Raw genomic sequence first — 24,770 nt, 5'->3', positions numbered from 1 at the left:
CAGTAGGAGACGAGACGATGCGTGCCATATTGAAAATTTATACGACGGATTGGAAAAATATCTTCAAGGTGCCTACGGGCATCTTCTTGATTTTGGCTATTATTTTGCTTCCGTGCTTGTACAGCTGGGTCAATATCAAGTCGGTGTGGGACCCGTACGCCAATACTTCCGGCGTGAAGGTTGCGGTAACGAACGAGGACCGGGGAGCGACCGTGCTGGATAAGAGCATCAACGTCGGAGAGGGCCTGATCGACAATTTGCGTAAAAACCCGAAGCTGGGCTGGACGTTCGTCGACCGCGAGGAAGCGGAGCATGGAGTAGACAACGGGACGTATTACGCGAGTATTCTCGTGCCCGCCGATTTCTCCGAACGCATTACGGGAATTGCCGAGGGTCGGCTTGACCGTCCCGAGGTCGTCTATACGGTGAACGAGAAGATCAACGCGATCGCGCCCAAGATTACGTCTTCGGGCGTATCCGCGATCGCCAAGCAGATCAATGAAAGCTTCGCGGAGGCGGTCAGCGAAGCGCTGCTGACGAAGCTTCAAGAGGTCGGGGTGCAGGTCGAGGATCAGCTTCCTACGATTCGTAAAGTCGAGAGCGGCGTTTTTGAGCTGGAAAGCAAACTGCCGGACATCCGGGCCGCTGGACAGAAAGTGTTGGAGCTGGAGCAGAAGCTGCCCGAAATTCACGACAAAGCGCAGATTATTACGCAGGTCGAGGCGAAATTGCCGGAAATCGAGCAGGCGGCCAAGCATCTGCTGAAGCTTCAGCAGAATTGGCCGAAAGTCGAGGCCGCCGCCTCGGAGGTGCTGGTCATTCAGCAGAAGCTGCCGCTCATTCGACAGGCCGCGGACCGAGTCGCCGAGCTGGATCGCAACTTCGACCGCGTGGCGGAGGCGATTCAGCTCGCGTCAGACAAAGCGGCCAAAGCCATGGAGCTTGTTGCGGCGGCCCAAGAGGCGCTGCCGCGGGTGGCGGAAATCGCCGACAAAGGCATTGCCTTTGCGGAGGGTCTCAATGGTTTTCTAACGGCGAACGCAGGGGCTTTCGAGACGATCGCTCCAATCGTGAAGCAGAATCTGATTTTAGCACAACAGGCCGCCGATGCGGTCGCTCAGCTTACCGGACGGCTTATGGGCATCGACCCGGAGAAGCTGCCGACTCCGGAAGAGGTGCGCGCGGTCAGAGACCGTCTGGTTGGGGCGGCAGGCGTGCTAGAGAGGACGGCTGCGCTGCTGGAGCGGATCGACTCCTATTTGCCGGGAGAGGCTTTGGGCAATGCGGCTAAGAGGATTGGCGACGCAGCGGACCGGATGAATCGGCAGGCCGAAATATTGGGCGTTATCGCGTCCGGGCTGGAGAATGGCAAAGCTCCCGCGAAGGAGCTTGTCGAGCGGCTGAACGCGTTGTCCAAGGAAACGAGCGGGGCGCTGGGAGACGTCTTGGCTCGCTACGACAGCGAGATTGTCCCGGCGATTTCGCGCGGACTCGGCAAGCTGACGGAAGCGGCGGGAACTTCTGCTGAGAAGCTGCGGGAGGCGCAGGCGAGGCTGCCGGACGTCGCAGCGATTTTGGAGGATGCGCAGGCCGGGCTGCTCTTCGGGCAAGAGGAGCTGAAGAAGCTTCAGGGCGATCTGCCGCAAATCCGGGAGAAGGTGCATGAGCTGTCGCAAGCTTTCGGAGAGAAAGCGAAGGCGTTCGAGCAAGCGGTGAACCTCGCGGCTCCGTTCGTTCGCGACGAGCTTCCGGCGATCGGGAAGAAGCTGGATCAAGCGGCGGCGTTCGTGAAGAACGACTTGCCCGAAGCGGAGCGGGAGCTGTCCAAGCTGGCCGATTTCGTGCGGAACAAGCTTCCGGAGGTCGAATCCGGCGTGCACAAGGTGGCGGGACTGGTCAAGAACGATCTTCCGGAGCTGGAGCGCGCGGTGCGCACGGCGGCGGACAAGCTGCGCGAAGTCGAGGAAGACAATCATTTTGCGGAGCTGTCCAAGCTGCTGCGGGGCGATATTCGGAAAGAAAGCGAGTTTCTGGCCAACCCCGTTCTCGTTAAGGAAAATCGCAAATATCCGATACCGAACTACGGCTCGGCCATGTCGCCGTTCTATTGCGTGCTGTCGCTATGGGTCGGCGCGACGCTGCTCATCTCCTTGTTGAGAACGGAGCCCGACGATCGGGAAAACTACAAGGCCTATCAGCTGTTTCTAGGCCGACTGGGCACATTCGCGACGATCGGATTGCTTCAGGCGCTATTCATTACGTTAGGGGACATTTTCATTCTGGATGCCTATGTCGCCGATCCGCTTGAATTTGTTCTGTTCGCCATGCTGGTCAGCCTCGTGTTCGTGACGATTACGTATACGCTGTTGTCCGTTTTCGGCAATGTGGGCAAAGGGATAGCGATCATCTTTATGGTGTTTCAATTTTCCAGCTCGGGAGGCACATTCCCGATCAGCACCACTTCTCCGTTCTTCCAGGCGCTGAACCCGTTTATGCCGTTCACTTATGCGATCAGCCTGCTGAGGGAGGCGGTCGGCGGCATTCTGTGGGAGACGGCGTTGAAAGACATGCTTGCGCTGATCTTATTTATCGCACTGAGTCTGGTTCTGGCGCTGGCGCTGAAGCGGCCTTTGAGCGGAATTATCCGCAAGTCCACAGAGAATGCCAAGAAGACGAAAATCATCGCGTAGGTGTCCGAATATTTCATGTCCAATGTCCGAATGCAACATGGCAAGCATGATGGGGAGTTTGTTATCATTGATAACGGTTCTCATCATGGAGTAAAGAAGGGAAAGCTCATGTTCATTCGGAAAAATGTTATGCTGCTAGCCGCGTTCTTCCTAGCCGCGGTTTTAATAACCGGTTGCGGGAAAGGGGAAGAGGGCTCGAATGCCGGTCAGTCGGCGCTTCCGTCCTCCTCTGCGGCGGAATCTCCATCTCCGAGCGAAAGCGCGCAAAGCGCTGATCCGTCCGGCACCAGAATCTATAAAGACGCTTTGGGCAGAGAGGTTGAAATTCCGACTCATCCCGAGCGGATCATTACTTCCCAATACCTGCCCCAAATGATTGCCCTGGGAATAAAGCCGATAGGGGCGGCCACCCATCTGTTAACGGGATTCGACGCGATCAAGGATCAGATCGGTGGGATCGAGGATGTCGGACCGGCCAATGAGCTGAATATCGAGAAAGCTTTAACGCTGCAGCCGGATCTTATTCTTGTAGCGGAATGGAACAAGGATAGTGTGGAGCAGCTCAGCAAGATCGCTCCTACAGTTGTCGTCCAATGGGCGGACAAGGATCCGTTCGGCCATCTGCGCGAAGTAGCCGACGTGTTGGGCAAGACCGACGAAGCGGAGCAGTGGATTCAAGCTTACGAGAAGAAGAGCGAAGAGGCTCGGAGCAAGCTGGTCGGTCACGTTGCGGATGGCGAGACGTTCGGCGTCGTCGTAATCGGAGGCTATGAAAACAGACAGCTTCGAGTATACGGCTCCGGCAACGTCGGATATACTTTATTCGAAACGCTTGGGCTTTCCATGACCGATCGCGTCAAGGCGGCATGGGAGAAGGGCGATAATGGCCAGGGCTTGGCGATTTCGCTTGAACAGCTGCCCGAGCTTGCCTCCGCGGACCGGCTGTTTCTAGTAACGTTCCATAACGATGAAGACTTCGTGAAGGAAGTCGAGCAGAGCAAGCTCTGGGCGAACCTCCCGGCCGTCAAGAACGACAAGGTTTACACGGTGGACGACGGGCTATGGTTTTCTTACGACGTCATGTCCTTCGCGGCCCAATTGGACGATGCCGTTCGATTGCTGACTCGTTAAGCTTCATAATGAATGAGATTGAGGAAGTTCTCCGATACGAACCGGGGGCTTCCCTTTTCCTATAGGAGGGAAGATTTACGTGTCCGTCCCTAATGGCTTTTCGCCGCGATTGTCCGCCGTCTACCTCTGGGAGGATATTCGGATCGAATCATTCTCGCCTTCATCGGGAATTCACGATCGGAAATACGAGAAGCATGCACTGATCGTTGCCCGCGAAGGGGCGGGGCAGTTGTCGGCGGGAGGACGGGAATACGCGCTGGAGTTTGGAAAATGCTTCATTTTCCCTCCGGGCACATCGCTGCAATTTGATAATTTCTCCGATTATCCGCTCAGCGCATATGTGTTGGAGTTCTATCCGCTCACACTGGCTGGGGAGGGGCAGTCGACGATTCCGCAAGGAGAATGGGGCATTATTCCGTTCACTCGGATGATCGAACAGGTTCGAGTACTGTACGAGAGCAGGCATGCGGAGGAAGGGGCGGAGCCCTATCGGCAACATCTGCTCTTCCAGGAAATTATCTATCTTGTGCTGCAATCGGAGGCGAGGAAGCCGAACGACGACAGCAGTCAAGCGGTTCGCCAGACGATCGAGTTCATCGAAGCTTCGTATGCCCTCGACTTGACGCTTGCGCAACTGGCCGAAATGGCGGATATGTCCGAGAGGCACTATTCTCGGCTTTTCTTAAGGCTGACCGGAATGAGTCCGATCGAATACTTGATCAAGCGGCGTCTGAATCGCGCCAAGCAGCTTTTGTTGACGTCGGGAGATTCGATTCAGGAAATTGCGGCCATAACCGGCTTCCGCGATCCGTTTCATTTCAGCCGAAGCTTTAAAAGACATATGAACGTCTCTCCCCGAGTCTACGCCCGTCTCCGGAGGCAGGAAATCCGCATCGTCTGCATGCAGTATTTAGGCGATTTGCTAGCGTTGGGCGTGACTCCGGTAGGTGCTCCGGAACTGCTCCTTAATGGAGGTTATTTACGTGCGAAGACTTCGGATATTGCCGCTGTCGGTTCTTCCGTCGTTCATCCGAATTTGGCTCGAATCGCCGAATTGCGTCCGGACGTCGTGCTGACCTTCGATGGGCACCATTACGAGGACTATGCGCACATTGCACCTACGCTAAGCATCCCGTGGTTTACGCCATTTTTTGAACGATTTCGCTTTATTGCGAACTGGATCGGCAAAGGGAAAGAAGCGGAGCGTTGGATCGAAGAATATCAGGCGCAAGTTGCAGAGACGAGAAGATCGGCAATGAGCGGTCTGGAGGCAAATGCGACCTTCTCCTTCTTCTGGATGAGAGGACTTCCTGAGTCGTTTCAGGTGTATTACGACATGCCGGTATTGTACAGGGATTTGCGCTTGCCGGCCCCCGAGGCCGTTGCCCGCGTCCAAAGGCAGGAGGGACATGAGTTCAAGGAGGACATTCCGATTGAAGAGATAGCTCGGTATGCAGGAGATTATCTCTTTATCGTCGTTTCGGAGGATGCCGAATCCTTGCTTGGCTGGGAGCGGCTGAAGAAGCAGCCGCTCTGGCGCGAACTGGAAGCCGTTCGGCGCGACCGTGTCTATCGGCTGACCGAAGACTGGATTATGACCGACCCGCTCTCCTTGTCGGGACAGCTCAAGGATTTCGCTCGAATGCTGACCGAGAGACGCTGACTTCGGAATTTAAGGATGGAAGCCGGACGGGGTGGGATGCTATAATTGGAATAATCTTACGGACAAGGTGGGTATGGAATGATTGGACGCAGCGGTAATCCAACATTAAACGATAGTACGTTCGAGAACTCCGGACATTACGGCGGAACGGAGCGAATGACGATCGACGGCACGGTGAACAAATCGTTCATCACGCTGGCGATTTTGCTCGGAGCGGCGTTCGTGACGTGGTCGATGTTCTTCAACGGCCAGAATGTGACTCCTTTTATGATCGGCGGTGCGATCGGCGGACTGGTGGTCGCTCTGATCGTTAGTTTCAAAGCAACGACCGCTCCCTATCTTGTTCCGGTCTACGCTGCGCTGGAGGGCATGTTCCTCGGAGGGCTGTCCGCGACCTACGAATCTCTGTACAACGGCATTACGCTGCAGGCTTCCTTGCTGACCATGTGCGTATTTGTTGCCTTGCTGCTTGCGTATAAGGCGCGGATCATCAAAGCGACCGAGAACTTCAAGCTTGGCGTGTTCGCTGCGACGGCGGGCATTATGCTTCTGTATTTGGCGAGCTTCGTGCTCGGCTTTTTCGGAATCACGATTCCGTATTTGCACGACAACAGCCTGATCGGTATCGGCATTTCTCTCGTGATCGTGGTTGTGGCGGCGCTTAATCTGGTGCTCGATTTCGACTTCATCGAAAGCGGCGCGCAGCAGGGCGCACCGAAATACATGGAATGGTACGGCGCGTTCGGCCTGATGGTTACGCTTGTCTGGCTGTATATTGAGATGCTTCGCCTGTTAGCCAAGATCGCCAGCCGTGATTAAAGCGGCTAGTTGGGATGACGAAGGGGCTGTTTCGCTTTTGGCGGAGCGGCCTCTTTTTTGTGGTTATGGCCCACGGTTTTTCAATGCTTACGCAAGGCGAAACGAAGATAATCCTTCGTCACGGCCACAGGCTGACTGCCTGTCAGGAAGCGCTGATCGCTCACCCGCCATGTGTGCGTGGATTTATCTTTTCTGCGAATATAGACGTAGTTGTAGGGGGTAGTGGCGTAGATGGAGTAGCCCTTTTTTGCGCAATCCCGTAGAAATTTGACGTCCTCGCCAAGCGAAAGATTTTGAAAGCGTACATTTTTGAGGATTTCTCTCCGAAACAAGAGGGTTCCTCCTTGAACGAAGCGGACGAATTTGTTCTTTTCTTGAGGAGAGCGAATGATAAGCTTGTTGCTCGCGACCAAATAGACCAAGCACGCGTGCTTGCCGGTCACCGGACTTTTCGTGCGCAGAAGCGCTTTGACTTGCTCGTTCAGATAGTAAGGGGAATAATAGTCATCGTGGTCGAATTTAGCAATGAGCGGATATTTGGCCCTGCTGATGCCGCAGTTCAAACATTGGCCTAACGAGATTTGCTCCGGAACTTGATAAACGGATACATTCGGGAGGATGGACGCTTTTTTTCTCCATTCCTGCAAATTGATGCTGTCCTTGTTAAGGATAATAATCAATTCTTTGCGCCTATAGCGCTGCATGCGGTAATTGTTCAAAATATTTAGGAGAAAATCAGGCTGATTCGTGCAAGTGATAATGGACACACCCGGTTTGGACAACGCTTCCCCCTCCGCTCGGTTACCTGGCTTTATCCTTTTATGAAATTCAAAATCACGGGACTTTGCTTGGGCAGAATTTGAGGGAGAGTAGCGATATGCAACGTTTCCGATCGTCAGGCGGCAAGGACGGAAGGCGGGCAACGACTGTCACAAAAAGGTGCCTTCCATTGTCGTAGTACTAACGAATCAAGAAGCAAGGAGGATTGCCGATGACAGTCGCCCAAACCTATGAGCGATACCAGTCGATGCTCTTCGGATTGGCTTATCGGATGCTGGGGATGGCTGCGGACGCGGAGGATATCGTTCAGGACGTGTTCGCTCAATATATGCAGGTCGATTCGACGGGAATTTTGAATGAGAGAGCTTATCTGGCGAAAATGACGGCGAACCGCTGCATCAATCTGCTCAAGTCGTCTCGCCGCAAGCGGGAAACGTATGTCGGGGAGTGGCTGCCCGAACCGCTGCCCGGCGGAGAGTCGGTCGCCGATCAGGCGGAGCGCCGCGACAGCATCGGTTATGCGTATGTTGTTTTGCTGCAGAAGCTTACTCCGTTGGAGAGAGCGATCTACATTCTGAAGGAGTCGCTAGGATTCGAATATGCGGATATCGCGGGCATTCTGGATCGTACCGAGACGAGCTGCCGGAAAACGTTCAGCAGGGCAAAGGCGAAGGTAGGGGACGATTCGGCCGCACCGTTGACGGGGGAGGCGGTGAAGGATGCCAAGGAGCGCTTTGTCGATGCATTCCTTCGCGCATCGGATACGGGCAATTTCCGGCCGCTGCTCTCGTTGCTGCTCGATGATGTCGTCCTGATTACGGACGGGGGAGGCAAAGCTCGGGCAGCGATCAATCCGATCTTCGGGATCCGGCGAGTACAGGCGTTCCTCGAAGGCTTGTCCTCCAAGGGTACTTTTCAGGAGGGCTGCGAACGCATCTTTATAAATGGAGAACCGGCCGTGCTGCAACGGAAGGAAGGGCGGATTGTGAAAGTGCTGTACGCAGAATGGGAGCCGGATGGCTCCCGTATCCGCCGTCTTTATATCATCGTAAATCCGGATAAGCTGACTCGATTCACTTGACGGCGCCTGGGTACAAGCCCGTGGATACGCCGATGCGATTCCATGCATTGATGACGTTAATCGCCATGATCAGGTCGATGAATTGTTTTTCGCTGAAGTGCTGACGTACGCGATCATAGACTTCCTTAGGGACTCCGGCTTCAGACAGCTTGGTCGCGTACTCCGTCAGCTCGATCACGGCGCGTTCCTCCGCAGTAAAATGCGGCACCTCATGCCAAGCGGTCAGCAGCAGAAGCTTCTCCGCGCTTTCGCCCATGCTCAGCAGATCCTTGGCATGCATATCGATGCAGTACGAGCAGTTGTTGATCTGCGAAGCGCGCAGCTTGATCCATTCGTACAGCTTGCGATCCAGCCCGCTGTTCTGAATAAATTGCTCAAGCCCGAGCATAGCCTTGTAGGCAGCCGGGTTGGCCTCGTAATGATTCATTCTAAGCTCCATATTGAATCTCTCCTCACAGTCCTTTATTTGCTTACATGATTAAGACAACGAGGAAACCGGATTTGTGACACGCAGGAAGCTCTCCATGAAAATCGCCACACCACACGTGCGTATTCCCGCCATTCAACCAAAGTCTGCTCTAATAGAACCGCCCCGCGCACTAATCTCGTAATCCCGCAAGCTGCACCTCGTCAGAAACGCCAAACTAGCTGCCGCAAAACAGTTGGAATACAACCCGCAACTTGTATTATCCTTTTTTATATTGTTTTTACTTTGATTTATGTGTTAACATAGAGTTAACACTACGTTAACAAAAGTATTGTCAAAAGAATTATCAAAAGGATTGAAGGCGGGGTTTCAGTCATGATTGCAGTTTCCATCGTTCTCGTCTTATGCTCCGGGCTTGCGCATGCCGTTTGGAATATGTTTGCTAAGCAGAGTACGGATAAAGCGGTATTCCTATGGGCGATTTACGCTCCGTCGACCGTCGTGCTGCTGCCTGTGCTGATCAACGAGCTGGCGGGAAGCCAGTTTTCTTTGCGCGAATGGATGTTCATGGGAGCGTCGTTGGTCATGCAGAGCATTTATGCATTCCTGTTGGCGCAAACGTACAAAGCGGGGGATTTGTCGCAGGTATATCCGATTATGCGCGGAATGCCGACGCTTCTGACGCCGGCGTTGGGTGTGCTGCTGCTGGGCGAATCGCTGCCGACATGGGGATGGATCGGTATCGGCTGCATGCTGATCGGATTCGTGGTCATGGTTGGACGGCGGCAGGGGACGGGACCATCATCGTCCGTTCGGCCGGTCCTGCTGGCACTTGGAGTCGGTTTGTGTATTACGACATATACGCTGGTCGACAAGGTGAATTTGGGGCACTTGTCTCCGCTCGCCTTGCTGGAAGTGACGAATATCGGGTTTTTGCTGGGATTGACTTCATCTGTGCTGAAGCCGGGCCGGTTAAAAACGGTCATCCTGCGTCATCGCAATATTCTCTGGCTGGGGGCAATCCTGTCTCCAGGTTCATACCTGCTGTTTCTATTCGCCGCCAGAACGGCCGACGTCTCCACGGTCGCTCCCTTGCGGGAGGTCGGGATCGTATTTGGCACGCTGCTGGGACTGCTCGTCTTGAAGGAGTCGCAAGGTACGCGCCGACTTGTCGCATCCGCCGCGGTCGTTACGGGGATCATGATGATCGCGATTGGCGGACACTAAAGCTGGATAGCCGTTGCAACCGCCACAATGAGGCTGTCCCATAAGCCAACCAAGTTGCTCTGTAAGATAATCGATGAACAAGGTGAAGGTGTATATACCTCCCTCCGATGCTATACGCTCCTGAAAATTGAATGGGTAAACCCGTTACGCGGTGATTTCAGGAGCGTATGAGGCAGTCTCCAGGAGGTATATACACCTTTTTTGATTATCGCTCATCTTGCAACTCTGCTTATGGGACAGCCTCATATTCTTCACATTAATTTGTGAATTATATCACAACCTTAACGATGCCCCATTGTTATAATCGGTATATATAAGTTGACCCAAATCATCTCTTACTGATTGCAATGGACTCCCCTCTTCCCTGGTTCAACTTATATAGATCCTAAAATACAATTCAAGTTGGAGATGACAACTATGAAAAAGGCATTTATCTTAGGCGGAACAGGATTTCTCGGATACTACACAGCGAAGGAATTGCTTGCCAGAGGATACAAAGTCACAGAAATCTCGCTTCCTCCTACTCCTGCTCCCGATTTATTTCCTGCAGAGGTGGAGAGTCATCTAGGCGATATTCAGACCTATACCGATGAGCAAATTTTTCAATTGCTCGACGGGGTTTATGCCTTTATCTACGCAGCGGGCGCGGATGAGCGTATTTGCCCGGAGGCTCCGGCAGCCACCTTCTTCTACAAGGCAAACGTGCTTTCCGTGCAACGGATTGCCCGATTAGCCCGTCAGGCCGGTGTGAAAAAGTTTGTGCTGTTCAATTCGTACTTCAGCCATTTTGCCGAGCAATGGCCCGAGCTGAATTTAAGAAAGCAAGCTTATCCTCGTACACGGCTGCTGCAAGAAGAGGTTGCCATGCTTGAAGGCGGCAAGGATATGGCTGTCATGAGCTTGCGCTTGCCTTATATATTCGGCGTAATGCCGGGGCGTACCCCGCTTTGGACAATGTTTGTCGAGCAAGTCAGGGGAAAAGAAACGGTGTACGTGCCACAGGGCGGTACGGCCATGGTGACGGCCAAACAAGTGGCCGAAGCGGCGGCAGGTGCGGTAGAGTACGGGGAGCATGAGGGCCGATACGCGATTTGCGATACCAATATGAAGTATCTTGAATTTTATCAATATATGGTAGAAGCATTGGGACAAACCGACACGACCCAGCTTGTTCCTGCTCCGATCGAAGCGTTTAAGCCCGCTATGGCCGAACATGATGAAACGGTCGGAAAAGCCGGAAAAGAGCACGGCATTCACCTCGCCGTTACCGCCGACATTCAAGGCCGCGATGCATACTTGGACCCGAACGATACACTGCCTATCTTGAAAATAAATCGAGACGACGTGGTTGCGAGCATTAAAGAAACGCTTGAAGTTTGTGCACATGCTCAGCATTAAAAGGGCTCCGACATAACGCTAAGGCGATCGCTCTCGGGTACTTTCACCCAAGAGCGATCGCCTCTTTAACTATTTTCGAAGCACTTGACTGGGCAAACGTCCCGTCGGCTCGTGGCGAGGTTGCTTGGCGACCGCCGAGCCGTCCGCAAGGCGAATCCAGGTGTCGAAGCTGCGTTCGCCTTCCCGCAGCGAAATGACTCTGGCTCCCGGCATAAAAGGGCGATCAAGATACGCATTGCGCGTCGTGCGTCCGTAGCAGAGGCGAATACCTCGCCATTCGCCCCAATAGTCGTTGCCGTGGTCGTGCCCGGCGAAGGTTCCCATCACGTCGCCCATCTCGATCATTGCGGCGAACATACCGGAGTTGATCCACGGGGCGCAAACGACTTCGTATCGCTCTCCGTAGCAGACCTCGAAGTCCCAGACGTCGTTGTATTCGGGCAGCGGAATGTGGAAGAAGGCAAGCGCCGGCAGCGGCACGCCTCCGTTGTCGTCGGTCAGCCGATACGATTGCTGCGCGTACCATTCGATCTGATCCCGGCGTATCCAATCATAGAAGCCTATGCGGCTATACTCCAGCGGCGAATAGCTGCCGGAATCCAAAAAATACAGAGCCGCAGCAGCGCTCCCGTCGCTGCCTGCGACACTCAATACATAGTTGCCCGCCCCGTGAACGCCTGGAGGATTCGGTTTGGCATAGTTCAGCGGATAGGTAAGCTGGAGAGCGTGAAGCTGCTCCCTGGTAATTGTGCCCTCGGAGTCGTGGTTGCCGAATACGGCCGCCCACGGCGTCCCCGCCCGCTCGGGAATCTCGCAAGCGCGGCGGAATGCGCCCGCCGGATCGGGATGCCCGGCCGAAGCGATGACATCCCCGGTGTAGACGACCAGATCCGGGCGTTCCGCCTCCAGAATCGACAGCATCATCGCTTCCATCGCGCGCTCCGCTTCGCTGTCCTCATAGAACTCCGGGTCCGTAAACTGCACAATCTTGAAGGTTCCGTCCTCGCGAAACCGCAACGTTTTAGCCTTGGCATACCCCTGTTTCATCGGATACCTCGCTCCTCGCCTCATTAACATAGTCCACTCGAACAAGCCGACTTCTCTCGTCCGAACGAAGACACGCCCTAAGCATAAGAGCGGCAATTCCGCTCGTCAACCAGCGCTTCTGCATTTTCGCCAACAAGTCACATTCGTATCATTCGGAAGTCATCATCCTAGTAGTGAGCGACCTGCCGGCTTTGCAATAATAGGATCATGAGTTACGCAACGAGAGAGGATGAACCTGATGGAAGCGCTTGCGACCGCTAACCGAACGAAAGCCGCGGCAGCCAAAGCCGCACCGAGCCGTGCTCGCCTGTTCCTGAGAGAAGTGAAGAGATACAGGATGCTGCTGCTTATGACGGTGCCCGGACTGGTTTACTTATTTATCAACAATTACATTCCGATGTACGGAGTCATTCTGGCCTTCAAAAACCTGAACTACGTCCAAGGCATCTGGGGCAGCCCGTGGGTCGGAATGGACAACTTCAAGTTTTTGTTCAACTCTCCGGACGCGTATTTGATTACTCGCAATACGATTTTGTACAACGTCGCTTTTATCATCGTTAACCTCATGCTCGCTTTGACCGTTGCCCTGCTGATCAACGAGATCAAGGACAAGGTTGTCGCCCGATTTTATCAGAGTACCTTCTTGCTGCCGCACATTATCTCGATGGTCGTTGTCGCGTACCTCGTCTACAGCTTTCTTAACGCGGACAGCGGACTGGTGAATCGGCAGCTTTCCAGTTTGTTCGGCTTCGACTCCATTTCGTGGTACAACGAGCCGCAATATTGGCCGTACATTCTCGTCATCGTGAACGCCTGGAAGGGCGTCGGATTTCTCGCAATTATCTACTTCGCCGCGATCATCGGCATCGACAAGGAGTACTACGAGGCCGCCATCATCGACGGAGCCGGCAAATGGAAACAGATGACGCGCATCACCCTGCCGCTGATCGCTCCCGTTATTATCGTTATGACGCTGCTTGCAATCAGCTCCATCATGCGCTCGGACTTTGGTCTGTTCTATCAGGTCACGATGAATTCCGGGCCGCTGATGCCAACGACCAATACGATCGACACGTTCGTCTATCGGGCGATGGTGAAGCTGGGAGACATCGGCATGTCGGCCGCCGCCGGTTTCTATCAATCCGTTGTCTGCTTCTTCTTGATCCTGAGCGCGAACTTCGCCGTCCGCAGAATCAGCAAGAATGACGCTCTATTCTAATCCAAGGAGGCGCACTGTAGATGAACCGTATGAGTTTTGCGCGCGTTTCCTTCATTCATCTGTTCTTCGGAGCATTCGCGATTGCATCGTTATTTCCGTTCCTGCTGGTGTTCATGGTTTCGATAACCGACGAGAGCTCGATCGTTCAGAACGGTTATTCCATTCTGCCGAGCAAAATCAATTTCGCCGCGTATTCCTTCCTGTTTAACGACTTTGCGCAGATTGCCCGTTCCTACGGCGTGACGATTGCGGTGACATTGATCGGAACGACCGTCAGCTTGCTGATTACGGCGTTGTTCGCCTATCCGCTGTCCCGAAGAGGGCTGCCGATGCGCCGTACGCTGTCTTTTATCCTGTTTTTTACGATGCTGTTCAGCGGCGGGATGGTCCCGTGGTATATGACCTACGTGATGACGTTCGGGCTGAAAAATACGCTGCTCGCGATGATCATCCCCGGTCTGATGCTGAGCGCCTTTAATGTCCTGCTTATGCGCAGCTTTTTCGCCAATACGATTCCGGAATCGATTGTCGAGTCGGGTACGATTGACGGGGCGGGGGAGTTTACGATCTTCCTTAAACTGATCGTACCGCTATCGGCGCCGATCATGGCGACCATCGGACTGTTTAATCTGCTGGCCTACTGGAACGACTGGTACAACTGTATGCTTTTCATCGACAAGCCGGAGCTCATGAACATTCAATACTTGATGACGAAGACGCTCAACAACGTGCAGTTTCTGATCATGAAGGCGGATACCTCAAGCCAGGTCGGCGATCTGATTTCCAAGATGCCTACGGAGACGGTGCGTATGGCGCTGGCCATTATCGGCGTCGCCCCGCTGCTGCTCGCTTACCCGTTCTTCCAGAGGTTCTACATTAGCGGCATTACCAGCGGCGCTGTGAAAGGCTGATAGCGCGGCTGCTCAGTTCCAATATACAGGATATACTTAATGAGACGAGAGGAATGATGGGGCATGAAAAAGAAACTAATAGCCGGGGGCTCATTAGTTCTGGCGACCGCGCTGACGCTTGGTGCCTGCGGTCAAAGCAATAACGGGGGAAGCCAGCCGTCCAAGGAAGCCGGAGCGTCCGGCAGTCCGTCCGCATCGGCGCCTGCATCCGCAAGCGCTGCAGGTCTGGAGCCATACAAGCTGACGCTGGTTTATCCAGGCTCGGCCCAGCGCGATATGGCTGCGGTTCAGGAGGAAATGAGCAAATATTTGACGGAGAAAATCAACGCTACCGTTGAACTGAAGCCGATCGATTGGGGCTCCTGGACCGACAAAACGAATCTGATGAAAATCTCGGGCGAAACGTTCGACTTGATTTTCACTGCGGGTTGGTACGCTTATGCGCAAGACGTGTCCAAGGGACAATTCCTGGAGCTGAACGATCTGGTCGCCAGCCACGGCAAGGATATTCCTCAGGTGCTGGGCGACGACTTTATCAAAGGGGCGCAAATTAACGGCAAGCTGTACGGCGTACCGACGAAAAAAGAGTTTGCTCAGGGCTTCGGTTTCCTGCTGAACAAGGATCTGGTCGACAAGTACAAGTTCGACATCTCCGGCGTCAAGACGCTGGAGGAGATGGAGGAAATGTTTAAGACAATCAAAGAGAACGAGCCTGACGTTGTGCCTATCGTAAGTAACCGTTTCTCCAACACTTGGCATGCGGCCAACTACGACGGCAGAATTTCCCGCGACAGCAAGGAGCTAAAAGTGGTCGACGATCTGGCGGATCCGAAGTTCATCGATTTCCTCAAGCGGATGCGTCAGTGGAACTTGAACGGTTGGTTTGACAAGGACGTCGTCACATCCGACGAGAGCGACCAAGCGATCAACATGATCAAAGCTCGCAAAGCTTTCGCCATCGGACAATCGCTGAAGCCGGGCAAGGACAAAGAGATGACCGTAACGACCGGAGTGCCGCTAGTACAAGTGGAGACGGCGATGCCGTACACGACGACGGGCGAAGCGCAAGGCGCGATGCTGGCGATCTCCCGCACGTCCAAAGATCCCGAGCGCGCGATGATGTTCCTGAATCTGCTGTATACCGACGCCAAGCTGCTCAATATGCTCGACTGGGGCATCGAAGGCCAGCACTACGTCAAAGTATCCGATAACGTGATCGATTATCCGGAAGGCGTCACTGCAGAGACGCAAGGCTACCCGAGCCCGGGCGGCTGGATGTTCGGCAACCAGTTCAATTCCTACCTCTGGGCGAACGAAGACCCGGACAAATGGGAGCAGTTCAGCAAGTTCAACGACAGCGCGGAGCGCTCCATTGCACTAGGTTTTACATTCGACGAGACGCCGGTTAAAGCGGAGATGGCGGCGATCGGCAACGTAGAGAAGGAATTTGGAGCGGTGCTGCGCGCCGGAGCAGTCGATGTTGAGGAGACGGTCGCCAAGTTTAAGGCGAAGCGCGATGCGGCAGGCTATCAGAAGGTGCTGCAGGAAACGCAGCGGCAGCTGGATGAGTGGGCGAAAGCCAACGGAAAATAAAATAGGTCGAGAGCGGGGCTGGAGAGAGTTTTCCAGCTCCTCCTTCCTTTTCCCGTCGACGCGGAGTATGACATAATAACGGCATAGGAAATCTATCTTCCACGATCCTTCGAGGAGGCCGAGCGATGAATCCCAAACGTTCGCTTCGTTACAAATTAATCGTCGGCTTCGTCACGATCGCGCTGCCGCTTGTTTGTCTGCTGCTCTACAGTAACTATATGGCGTCCAATTCGGTGCGGGAGCAAGCTGCGGAATCGAACCGCAGCATGATCGCCTTGTATTCGAACCAGATTCAGACGGCTCTCGCCATAGAGACCAACTACTTGTACGATCTAGCTTCTAACGACGTCGACATTTTGTCCTTGGGCAAACTAGAAGGCTCGTCCAGCGATTATACTTTGACAAAAGTTCGCATCTTACACAGCTTGGACCGGTATAGTCGATTCGACAGCAGCGTCGATACGCAGTTCGCCTACTCCGTCGCTCATCGCGATTTTATTCCAACGCAAATTCCCGGCGAGAACTACGACGACATGCTGCAAATCCGGCAATGTCTGGAGCGCCGCCTGAAGGACGCCCAGCCGGGCAGTCCGTATTTTACTCAGTGGAAGGCAACCTCCTGCGGCGACACGTACGGCTTGATGCGGATCGTCGATTCCGGCTCCGGGGTTTATCTTGGCGCCTGGGTCAGGCTCGACCATCTGATGGTTCCGCTGGAATTAATTCAGCTGGGAAGGGAAGGCTTTGCCGCCTTTGCGAACGCGGAAGGCAGGCTGCTCACGGGAACGGCTGCAGACAAAGGGTTGACCGGATCGCCCGTGATCGATTCCGCGGCGCCCTATCAACGGATGACAGGTAAAGAGGATACCTACATTGTCGTCAGCCATCCGGTCGCTTCGACCGACGTGGAGCTTGCCGCGTTCATCCCTGAGCAGGGAATGCTGCAAAACCTGTCGCGCTTCCGCGAGTTTATTGCGTGGATTCCGATTTTCGTTGTCGTGCTGCTGTCCCTCTATTTGCTCTATTTGAACCAAATCATAATTCGACCGGTGAACGAGCTGCTTAAAGGGATGAGAACGCTCAAAAGGGGAGATTGGGAATTCCGCCTTACCGGCTCCCCGTCCAAGGAGTTTCATCTGGTGAACGAGAGCTTTAACGATATGGTTCAGCAAATTCAAACTCTGCAGATTCACGTCTACGAGGAGCAAATTCGCACGCACAAGGCGGAGCTGAAGCATTTGCAGCTGCAGATCAATCCGCACTTTCTGCTCAACAGCATCAACGTCGTCTACAACTTGGCCCAGATCAAAAATTACAGCGTCATTCAGGCGATGTGCCTGAATCTCGTGAAATATTTTCGCTTCGCGACCAAAACCGGTCAACCCTTCGTCGCTTTGGCGGAGGAGATGGAGCATATGGACAGCTATTTACGGATTCAGCAGCTGCGTTTTCCCGGAAGAATTACGTTTCGGATCGAAATGGAGGGCAATGTCGGGGAGATTCCGATTCCGCCGCTTGTCGTTCAGCCGTTTATTGAGAACGCAGTGAAGCATGGCTTCGATTTTATGGATGAGCCTTTTCACATTGAGATTCGGGCGCGGTTGGAAGAGGAGGGCTGTCGGATTCGGATTGCCGACAACGGCTCCGGTTTTCCGGAGGAGGTTCTGGCCGAACTGCAGAGCGGGAGCTATTTTATGAGGAACGACGATCTGCACTTAGGGATGCGCAACAGCTATCATCGTCTGCACCTGCTGTACGGCAGCGGGGCCGGATTGTCGTTCGGCAACGGGCGCGATTCGGGGGCGTGGGTGGAGCTGGAAATTCCCGCGGAAAACAAGGAACAAGCGGAATGGCTGACGAGCCGCAGCGGATAAAGCCGGAGGTGAACGATTTGCGGGTGCTTATTGTCGATGATGAGATGTACGCAGTCATGGGGATCAAGGATGCGATCGATTGGCAGGGGCTGGGCGTGACCGACGTATGCGAGGCTTTCAACATGCGGGAAGCGGTGAAAATACTGGAGCGCCAGCCGGTCGACGTCATGATCTGCGATATCGAGATGCCGAAGGGGACGGGAATCGAGCTGTTGGAGTGGGTGAACGAGCGGTCTCTTAGGATGGAGACGATCTTTCTGACCGCACATGGCGACTTCCGGTTTATGCAGCGGGCGATTCAGTTAAGCAGCTTTGATTATATTATGAAGCCGGTGGAGTTCGACGTGCTGGAGCAGACAATCCGCAAAGCGCTGGATACGGTGCAGAAGAAGAAGGCTGAATTGGCGCTTACGGAGCAATATAAGCCCTATTACGAGCTGTGGAACAAGAAGAAGACGCTGCTCAGCGAGAAGTTCTGGTACGATTTGCTGGCGGAACGCATCGTGGTCGGTCCCGGCGACGAGGAACGGCTGCCGGCGGAGTATGGGATTACGATGCAGGCGGATGCGAAGCTGCTTCCGGTAGTCGTCAGTGTGGAAAATTGGAAAAGGGAGCTCAGCACGCGGGACGAGGAAGTGATGGAGTACGCGATTCGTCAGTCGGTGTCGGAGATGGTCGTCGCCGATTCCAGCGGGGAGGTCGTGCAGACGAAGCATGGGGTAACGGTAGCGCTGCTGTACGTTTCTCCTGACGAGGAAGGGACGCTGCGGGAGGTCGTCGGCGAACGGTGCGGCAGATATATTGAAGCTTGCAGCACGTATTTGAACTGCTCGGTGTCCTGTTATATCGGAGAGCCTGTGCCGCTGCGCGAGCTAACTCCGATGTACAAAGCGCTGCTTGCGCTCGAATACAACAATCTCAGCGAATCGAACCAGCTCAATTGGCTAAGCAAACAGGAGGCCGAGCCAGCGGCCGACCCCCGGCTGCCGGACTTCGGCGCGTGGACGCTGCTGCTGGAGAACGGCAAGGCGGAGGAGCTGGGAGCGCGGCTGAGCGCGAGTTTGCGGGAGCTGGCTGCGGATCGTCGCTTTGGGGCAAGTGTGCTTCAAGCCTATTACCTCGGCTTTCTGCAAATGGTGTATTATCTGCTGCAGAAGAAAGGGCTGTCGGCCTATCGGCTGCTGCAGGATGCAGGCGTTCCCGCCGAAGCGTCTCCGCGCACGTTGGAACAGATGGAGGACTGGGGGATCCGCATTATCCGCACGGTTCACAGGTATCTGTTCCAGGAGGAATCGACGATAGAGCGTCTATGCGCCTACATTTCCGAGCATCTGGCGGAAAATATCACGCGCGAGATGCTGGCCGAGCACGTGTATTTGAATTCGGCGTACCTGTCCCGTCTGTTCAAGAAAGAGAAGGGGATGAGCATCACCGACTATCTTCTGCAGGAACGCATGCGGATCGCCCGGGATCTAATCGAGAGCTCGACGCTTCCGATCTCGGACATCGCGCAGTCGGTTGGCTTCAGCAACTTCTCCTACTTCGCCAAAATGTTCAAAAAGGTGCACAATGTAAACCCTCAGCAGCTTCGGAAGTTATCGGGCTGTCCGGGATGAGGGGGGAAGGCCAAAAAAGTGCCTCGACGCTCGCCAAGCAGGGGAGCATAGGCCAAAAAAGTGCCTCGACGCTCGCCGAGCGGGGGGAGCGTGAGCCTTTGAGTAAACAACCGCAGGGACACGCCCTCGCAACGGCCTGCCAGACTGTTTCGATCTTCGTTTGCGGTTCGGCTATACGCAATTGCGATCTGCCGGAACGGGATCCACAATCCTCCATCCTCTATATCTTGACACTTACCCTGTGTTGTAACTATAATGATTACAACGAAAGGGTGTTGCGCATGAAAATCAGCAGCCGTTTTGCTATAGCGGTACACGTGCTGTCGCTGCTTGCAATTACGCCAAGCGCTCATAATACTTCGGAGTGGATTGCCGGAAGCGTTGGGACTAATCCGGTTATTATCAGGCGAATTTTGGGGCAGCTTAAGAAGGCGGGGCTTGCGACGGTTAAGGCGGGGAGCGGCGGCGCTCGTCTGTCTAGAGGCTTGGACGAGATTTCTCTGCTGGATGTCTATCGCGCGGTGGATGTTGTCGAGGAAGGCAAGTTGTTCCATATCCATAATGAGCCTAACCCGCAATGCCAAGTCGGCGCTAACATTCAAGCGGTTCTCCAACTGCTGCTGGCGCGTGCGCAGGAAGCAATGGAAGGCGTTCTGGCCGACATCACCATGGAGGAACTCGTATCCGTCCTTTCCAAGCAGATTCAAGCACAAGCTTGAGGCGGGCGGACTGCGGTTTTTCATACGGGAGTTGTAACTATAATAGTTACAACTCAGCAGAAGAAGCTTCACCCTTTCCCTCATAAAAACCACTTTGCTTAGGAGGCAAACGACTATGAAAATCGGAATTATCGCGGCAAGCGGCAAAGCAGGCACAGCTATTCTGAAGGAAGCGGTAGCGAGAGGTCATGAGGTTACGGCGTTCGTGCGCGATGCAGCGAAAATCAAGGAAAGCGGAGTTAAGGTTGTGCAGAAGGATGCGTTCCAACTGACGGCGGAGGATGTAACGGGTTTGGATGTCGTCGTGAACGCCTTCGGAGCTCCGCTCGGTCAGGAGCATCTGCATGTGGAAGCGGGTCGGTCTCTGATTCAAGCGTTCCGAGGCGCGCCGGATACCCGCTTGATCATCGTTGGAGGCGCCGGCAGCTTGTACGTGGACGAAGCCAAAACGCTGCGAGTAGTGGACACGCCCGACTTCCCGGATCTGTTCAAAGCGACGGCTTCCAATCAAGCTCAGAATCTCCAGGACCTGAAGGAGTCGACAGGCGTCAAGTGGACCTTCGTCAGCCCGTCCGCCTTCTTTAACCCGGAAGGCAAGCGAACAGGGACATACCGTACCGGTAAAGACCATCTGCTGGTTAACTCCTCCGGCGAAAGCCATGTCAGCTATGCCGACTACGCGATCGCTATCGTCGATGAGATCGAGAATCCGCAACACGAAAACGAGCGGTTTACAGTCGTTTCCGACTTTGAATAAGTCCCTGTCGAACGAAAAAGGTGCAGGCTATTTCCCGTTGACGGAGTAGCTGCACCTTCTTTGCCGTTATTCTCTTTCGCCTTGGTGATCGGCAGTCGCGTTCGCCGCCCCGTTCTGCTCGAACGCCTCAGCCGCCTCCTCAGCGGAGAACTCTACGTCATCTTCTCCGGGGACAGGCATCTTGTTAAGCGGGATGGATTGAACCTCCGCCTTCGATAATTTGTCTCGGTGATTGGCCATGAGAACATCGCTCCTCTGCATCGTTAATTAGATCCACTGATTAGTGTGCAATGGAGACGGTTCGTTTATGCGCCGCACAATCCTGTCGCGATTTCGTAGCTTTCTTAGGTAATTCGAAGTATACTGACGGAAACAAGAGCAAACGCCGGATGAAGAACGGATAACGGGATAAAACGGCGCATCATCTCCGGACGCGACCGGGGATTAGACGGGGGCGGAACGCATGAACGGAATGCGGGAGGTTTGGCTGGGACGGTACGAGGGGGAGCTAGCGCGGATATTTGCGGAAGCGACAGGCGGTCTTTCGGCATTGCCGGCTCCTCTCGCCGATTTGGCATCGTCGCTGTTGAAGAGCTTCAATCCAGCGGCCTCGAATTCGGGAGAAGCCGGCGGAGGAACGAACTACATTTGCTTTCTTCTGCCTTTCTGGTTCAAGGAGCTGACCGGGTGTGGGGACGATCTGTGCCGGGAACTCGCGGTTGGCAACGTGTACGCGATGCTGCACTTCTTCTTGCTCGACGATGTGATGGATGCGAAGACCGTTGCAGACCTAAAGGAGACGAGACGCGCATTGGCCCTTGGTCAGATGCTGCATGAGGCGTTTAAACGGCGGTATGGGTATTATTTTCCGCCGGAATCCCCGCTTTGGGAGCGGTACGAGACGTATCTCGCAGACTGGGCTTGTGCCGTTGCGGATGAAGGCGACCAGAAGGCAGATCCCGCTAATCCCGCGGCTCTGGCGCGCAAATCGGCGCCCGTGAAGCTGTGCGCGGCAGGCATGCTGCTAGTGTCCGGGCGGGCGGAGCGCCTTCCCCAGATGGAGGAGGCGCTCGATCTCGCTCTGGCGACGCTGCAGCTTTCCGACGATTGGGCCGACTGGCGGGAGGACTTGGCCGAGGACGGGGAAAGGCGCAACGCTTTTCTGACGCTCGTTCGGCGTGCGCTGGAACTCCCTTCGAACCAACCGTTGGAAGAACGGTTGGTCAAACGGGGGATCTATCGGATTGGCTGTTTGCGAGAGTTGGTTGGGATCGCCAAAGGGCATCACGAGAAACTCGTAAATATGCCCGAAGTTCCTGAAGCGTTGCTGGCCTTTCATGCGGATATTGTAATGGGGCTTGAGAAGGATGCTATTGAAACGGAAGAACGAGTTGATCAATTGGCAGCCGAAGGCGGATTATCCATGCTTTTGTCGAATCTATCAAATAAATGAGGACTTTTGACCGAGGTCCATGGTATGATGAAAGTAGGCTTAACCACATTTTGGGAAGGGCGTGCTCTCATGTCACTGGAATCTCTTAAAGTGCAGATTATCAAGAAAGCTTGGGAAGATCCCGCTTTCAAGACAAGTCTTCTGAGCGAACCTAAGGAAGCGATCAAAGCCGCGTTCGGGATCGACATTCCCGCCGGCATCGACCTGAAGGTCGTAGAAGAAACCGCTTCGCAGTACTTCCTGGTACTTCCTCCGAACCCGGAGGATGTCGACGGCGGAGACCCAAGCGTCAATATCGTGTGGTAATGGATCTGCGGAAGAATCGAAGGGTTTTCCTTCGGTTCTTTTTTTTGGCGTTGAACGGTCAAGCGCCGGTACCGCTTAGCGAGTCGGGCTCCTCGGCGGCTGTGACCAACGGGAAGCGGATAATGGCTTCGGTTCCTTGCTGTTTGACGCTCCGGAATTCGATTGTTCCCTTCATGACTTCGATAATGCGGAAGGTAACCATGAGGCCGAGACCGGTTCCCTTCGCTTTGGTCGAGAAGAACGGGACTCCCAGCTTGGCGATTTGTTCCTCTTCCATCCCTTCTCCGTTGTCCTTGACCCGAATGACGACTTCGTCGTTCTCGGCGGTGGCGGACACCTCGATTTTCCCATTTGACCCCGTTGCTTCCAGACTGTTTTTGATCACGTTGATGAACGCCTGTTTGAGCTTGGAAGAATTTCCGTGGCAATAAAGGCCGGTTTGCGAACGGAACAGAAGAACTGTATCGTGCATCGCGGCTAGCGGAGTCATCATCGTCTCAATCTTGGAAATTTCCTCCGATAAATTCAGCAAAGACACGGTCTCCATCTCCGGCTTCGCGAAGGTTAGAAAATCGGTGATGATCGTGGCCGCTCGGTCCAGCTCGTTTGTTGCCATATCGAAGAACGGCTTGTTTTTGTCATCGGATTTACCCGACAGCAGCTGCAGGAAGCCTCTTGTCACCTGGAGCGGATTGCGGACCTCGTGTGCCACGGAAGCGGCGAGGTCGCTGATGATTTTCAGTTTCTCCGTTCTCTCGAGCCTATGGTTGTACAGCTCCAGCTTCTTGGAGTAATTGACCAGTGTGCCGTAATCGGCGGAGATTCGTCTGGCGAGAATGATGACGAGCGTCACCATGAGCCCGACAACGCCGAATTTCCATAGGAAGAGCGTATAAGTTCTCTCGCTTAAATAGTAGATGATCATGTCGGCCGTTCCCAGTATCGCTAGCAGAAACATTCCTATCGATAACGTGATGGCGTTTTTGTTTCCTTTAAGCGCATGGATGATGGACAAGACGAGAACAAGAACAAGTTGGAACAGAATCAGAACTCCGAAAATACGATTCGAGAGCAAGTAATAAGGCTCGAAGAAGCGACCGTTCGTGACGGCGTAAATCAGCAACGCAAGCAGGCCAAGAGCGGAATAGCCCGTTTGGAAATAACGAAACTTCGTGAAAAAGCGGAACTGTCCCTCGAACATCTGATCGATATAGTAGATGAGAGACGGGAACAGTACGAACATCGACGCGTCGAACAGGTACGACAGCAGGCGTCCGTATTCTTCGAAGTAGATGTAAGGAAGCGGCGAATAGAAGATCATCAGCAGACCCGTCGTGAGGGCGATCAGGGAGAGCGAGATCCACGTGCTGCGCTGTCTCCTATGCAAGTATCCGGTACAAATGAGCATGATCAACCCCAGGAAAGCGATGCCGGTTCCGAGAAGGACATCGGCAATGTCCCGGGAGATGAACCGCTCGGAGAGATCGTTGAAATCGTCGAGCCGAATGCCGCCGACCAAGCCGGCCCGTTCTCCGGTGACCAGGATGCGGATATACAGATCGGAAGACTCCGAGAGCGCCCCGATCGGCAAAATCAGCTTGTTCAGATCGAAAGCGAAAGCGCGGGTCGATTCCAGAAGCAGCTGCTCCCCCCGATAGACGGCGATATCTTGCGCATACAAGCGATCCGCCAGCAAACCTGGATTGACCCAATCCGAAGTAGGAGGCAGAACAAGCCGGATCCATACGCCGCGACTTTCGCTCGGTAGCGTCGTTCCGGGATCGTAAATATCTGCCTCCAGCCAATCTCCTTCAACCGAGGAAGGAAGGTCAAGAGAACCCTTTTCCGGGATATATTGAATTTGCCAATGCTGGATCGTAACCGCGTGAGGCTGGGCACTGGCAAGCTGAGGCGCAAGTATAAACAGGAATACAAACGCTCCCAAAGCCGATATTCTTAGCACCGACTTCATCGTACACCTCGCAAGTTACAAGTTATGCGTCTAACGTATCACAAAACCATCAATAATGTATAAAATTCGACAATATTTGTCATCATC

The 24,770-nt window shown here is 54.1% G+C and carries 21 protein-coding genes; 16 read left to right on the top strand and 5 right to left on the bottom strand.

The features are described 5' to 3' along the window. Positions 1 to 17: 17 nt before the first annotated feature. The 4 genes from J4772_RS35065 (at position 18) to J4772_RS35050 (ending at position 6,303) form a co-directional block, all read left to right on the top strand. Positions 18 to 2,690, top strand: coding sequence for a YhgE/Pip domain-containing protein (locus tag J4772_RS35065; protein ID WP_209073418.1), 2,673 nt, complete (start codon positions 18 to 20; stop codon positions 2,688 to 2,690). Between the two features lie 108 nt (positions 2,691 to 2,798). After that, positions 2,799 to 3,821 carry an ABC transporter substrate-binding protein gene (locus J4772_RS35060; RefSeq protein ID WP_209073417.1) on the top strand — a complete coding sequence of 341 codons (1,023 nt, stop codon included), beginning with the start codon at positions 2,799 to 2,801 and terminating at the stop codon, positions 3,819 to 3,821. A gap of 79 nt (positions 3,822 to 3,900) precedes the next feature. Beyond that, positions 3,901 to 5,484: a helix-turn-helix domain-containing protein gene (locus J4772_RS35055; RefSeq protein WP_209073416.1), complete on the top strand. Its 1,584-nt coding sequence runs from the start codon at positions 3,901 to 3,903 to the stop codon at positions 5,482 to 5,484. A gap of 78 nt (positions 5,485 to 5,562) precedes the next feature. Beyond that, positions 5,563 to 6,303, top strand: coding sequence for a Bax inhibitor-1/YccA family protein (locus J4772_RS35050; RefSeq protein ID WP_116063884.1), 741 nt, complete (start codon positions 5,563 to 5,565; stop codon positions 6,301 to 6,303). 80 nt (positions 6,304 to 6,383) lie between these two features. Here J4772_RS35050 and J4772_RS35045 read toward each other — a convergent pair whose 3' ends face one another. Beyond that, complete coding sequence (locus J4772_RS35045) at positions 6,384 to 7,085, bottom strand: glycosyltransferase family 2 protein (protein ID WP_209073415.1); 702 nt, start codon at positions 7,083 to 7,085, stop codon at positions 6,384 to 6,386. Between the two features lie 209 nt (positions 7,086 to 7,294). Between J4772_RS35045 and J4772_RS35040 the strand changes: the two genes are divergently transcribed. Next, on the top strand, positions 7,295 to 8,164 hold the full coding sequence (locus tag J4772_RS35040) for a sigma-70 family RNA polymerase sigma factor (RefSeq protein WP_209073414.1): 870 nt from the start codon (positions 7,295 to 7,297) through the stop codon (positions 8,162 to 8,164). On the opposite strand, the gene J4772_RS35035 is transcribed toward J4772_RS35040, so the two are convergent. Then, entirely contained in the window at positions 8,157 to 8,603 is a 447-nt protein-coding gene (locus J4772_RS35035; protein WP_116063887.1) for a carboxymuconolactone decarboxylase family protein, read from the bottom strand. The genes J4772_RS35040 and J4772_RS35035 overlap by 8 nt on opposite strands. Before the next feature lie 363 nt (positions 8,604 to 8,966). Between J4772_RS35035 and J4772_RS35030 the strand changes: the two genes are divergently transcribed. Continuing rightward, a complete protein-coding gene (locus J4772_RS35030) occupies positions 8,967 to 9,818 on the top strand; it encodes a DMT family transporter (protein WP_209073413.1) in 852 nt (283 codons plus the stop codon). Between the two features lie 417 nt (positions 9,819 to 10,235). Further along, a complete protein-coding gene (locus tag J4772_RS35025; RefSeq protein WP_209073412.1) occupies positions 10,236 to 11,216 on the top strand; it encodes an NAD-dependent epimerase/dehydratase family protein in 981 nt (326 codons plus the stop codon). A gap of 69 nt (positions 11,217 to 11,285) precedes the next feature. On the opposite strand, the gene J4772_RS35020 is transcribed toward J4772_RS35025, so the two are convergent. Continuing rightward, positions 11,286 to 12,263: a metallophosphoesterase family protein gene (locus tag J4772_RS35020; RefSeq protein WP_209073411.1), complete on the bottom strand. Its 978-nt coding sequence runs from the start codon at positions 12,261 to 12,263 to the stop codon at positions 11,286 to 11,288. A 238-nt stretch (positions 12,264 to 12,501) separates the two neighbouring features. On the opposite strand from J4772_RS35020, the gene J4772_RS35015 reads away from it, so the two are divergent. The 7 genes from J4772_RS35015 to J4772_RS34985 all read left to right on the top strand — a co-directional run bounded on the left by J4772_RS35015 (position 12,502) and on the right by J4772_RS34985 (position 20,952). Beyond that, positions 12,502 to 13,482: an ABC transporter permease gene (locus J4772_RS35015; protein WP_371822804.1), complete on the top strand. Its 981-nt coding sequence runs from the start codon at positions 12,502 to 12,504 to the stop codon at positions 13,480 to 13,482. Positions 13,483 to 13,502: 20 nt separating this feature from the next. Beyond that, complete coding sequence (locus J4772_RS35010; RefSeq protein ID WP_116063890.1) at positions 13,503 to 14,393, top strand: carbohydrate ABC transporter permease; 891 nt, start codon at positions 13,503 to 13,505, stop codon at positions 14,391 to 14,393. Between the two features lie 63 nt (positions 14,394 to 14,456). Further along, positions 14,457 to 15,986: an ABC transporter substrate-binding protein gene (locus tag J4772_RS35005; protein WP_209073410.1), complete on the top strand. Its 1,530-nt coding sequence runs from the start codon at positions 14,457 to 14,459 to the stop codon at positions 15,984 to 15,986. Between the two features lie 125 nt (positions 15,987 to 16,111). Next, on the top strand, positions 16,112 to 17,860 hold the full coding sequence (locus J4772_RS35000) for a sensor histidine kinase (protein ID WP_209073409.1): 1,749 nt from the start codon (positions 16,112 to 16,114) through the stop codon (positions 17,858 to 17,860). Continuing rightward, complete coding sequence (locus J4772_RS34995) at positions 17,836 to 19,476, top strand: response regulator (RefSeq protein WP_209073408.1); 1,641 nt, start codon at positions 17,836 to 17,838, stop codon at positions 19,474 to 19,476. The genes J4772_RS35000 and J4772_RS34995 overlap by 25 nt, the downstream gene beginning before the upstream one ends. Positions 19,477 to 19,757: 281 nt before the next feature. Continuing rightward, positions 19,758 to 20,195 (top strand): Rrf2 family transcriptional regulator, encoded by a 438-nt coding sequence (locus J4772_RS34990; RefSeq protein ID WP_209073407.1) that lies wholly within the window; start codon positions 19,758 to 19,760, stop codon positions 20,193 to 20,195. Between the two features lie 115 nt (positions 20,196 to 20,310). Then, positions 20,311 to 20,952 (top strand): NAD(P)-dependent oxidoreductase, encoded by a 642-nt coding sequence (locus J4772_RS34985; RefSeq protein ID WP_209073406.1) that lies wholly within the window; start codon positions 20,311 to 20,313, stop codon positions 20,950 to 20,952. Positions 20,953 to 21,018: 66 nt separating this feature from the next. Here the strand turns inward: J4772_RS34985 and J4772_RS34980 are convergent, their stop codons facing one another. Continuing rightward, a complete protein-coding gene (locus J4772_RS34980) occupies positions 21,019 to 21,192 on the bottom strand; it encodes a hypothetical protein (RefSeq protein ID WP_209073405.1) in 174 nt (57 codons plus the stop codon). A 223-nt stretch (positions 21,193 to 21,415) separates the two neighbouring features. Here J4772_RS34980 and J4772_RS34975 point away from each other — a divergent pair, with 223 nt between their 5' ends. Both J4772_RS34975 and J4772_RS34970 read left to right on the top strand, forming a co-directional pair. Beyond that, positions 21,416 to 22,405: a hypothetical protein gene (locus tag J4772_RS34975; protein WP_209073404.1), complete on the top strand. Its 990-nt coding sequence runs from the start codon at positions 21,416 to 21,418 to the stop codon at positions 22,403 to 22,405. 69 nt (positions 22,406 to 22,474) lie between these two features. After that, positions 22,475 to 22,711, top strand: a complete 237-nt coding sequence (locus J4772_RS34970) for an NHLP leader peptide family RiPP precursor (RefSeq protein WP_116063899.1) — start codon at positions 22,475 to 22,477, stop codon at positions 22,709 to 22,711. 58 nt (positions 22,712 to 22,769) lie between these two features. On the opposite strand, the gene J4772_RS34965 is transcribed toward J4772_RS34970, so the two are convergent. Further along, positions 22,770 to 24,683, bottom strand: a complete 1,914-nt coding sequence (locus tag J4772_RS34965) for a sensor histidine kinase (RefSeq protein WP_209073403.1) — start codon at positions 24,681 to 24,683, stop codon at positions 22,770 to 22,772. Positions 24,684 to 24,770: the final 87 nt, after the last annotated feature.

This window comes from Cohnella sp. LGH (assembly GCF_017671885.1).
In the GTDB taxonomy this organism is placed as follows: Bacteria; Bacillota; Bacilli; order Paenibacillales; family Paenibacillaceae; genus Cohnella; species Cohnella phaseoli.
This window is presented reverse-complemented; position numbering and strand designations above follow the sequence as displayed.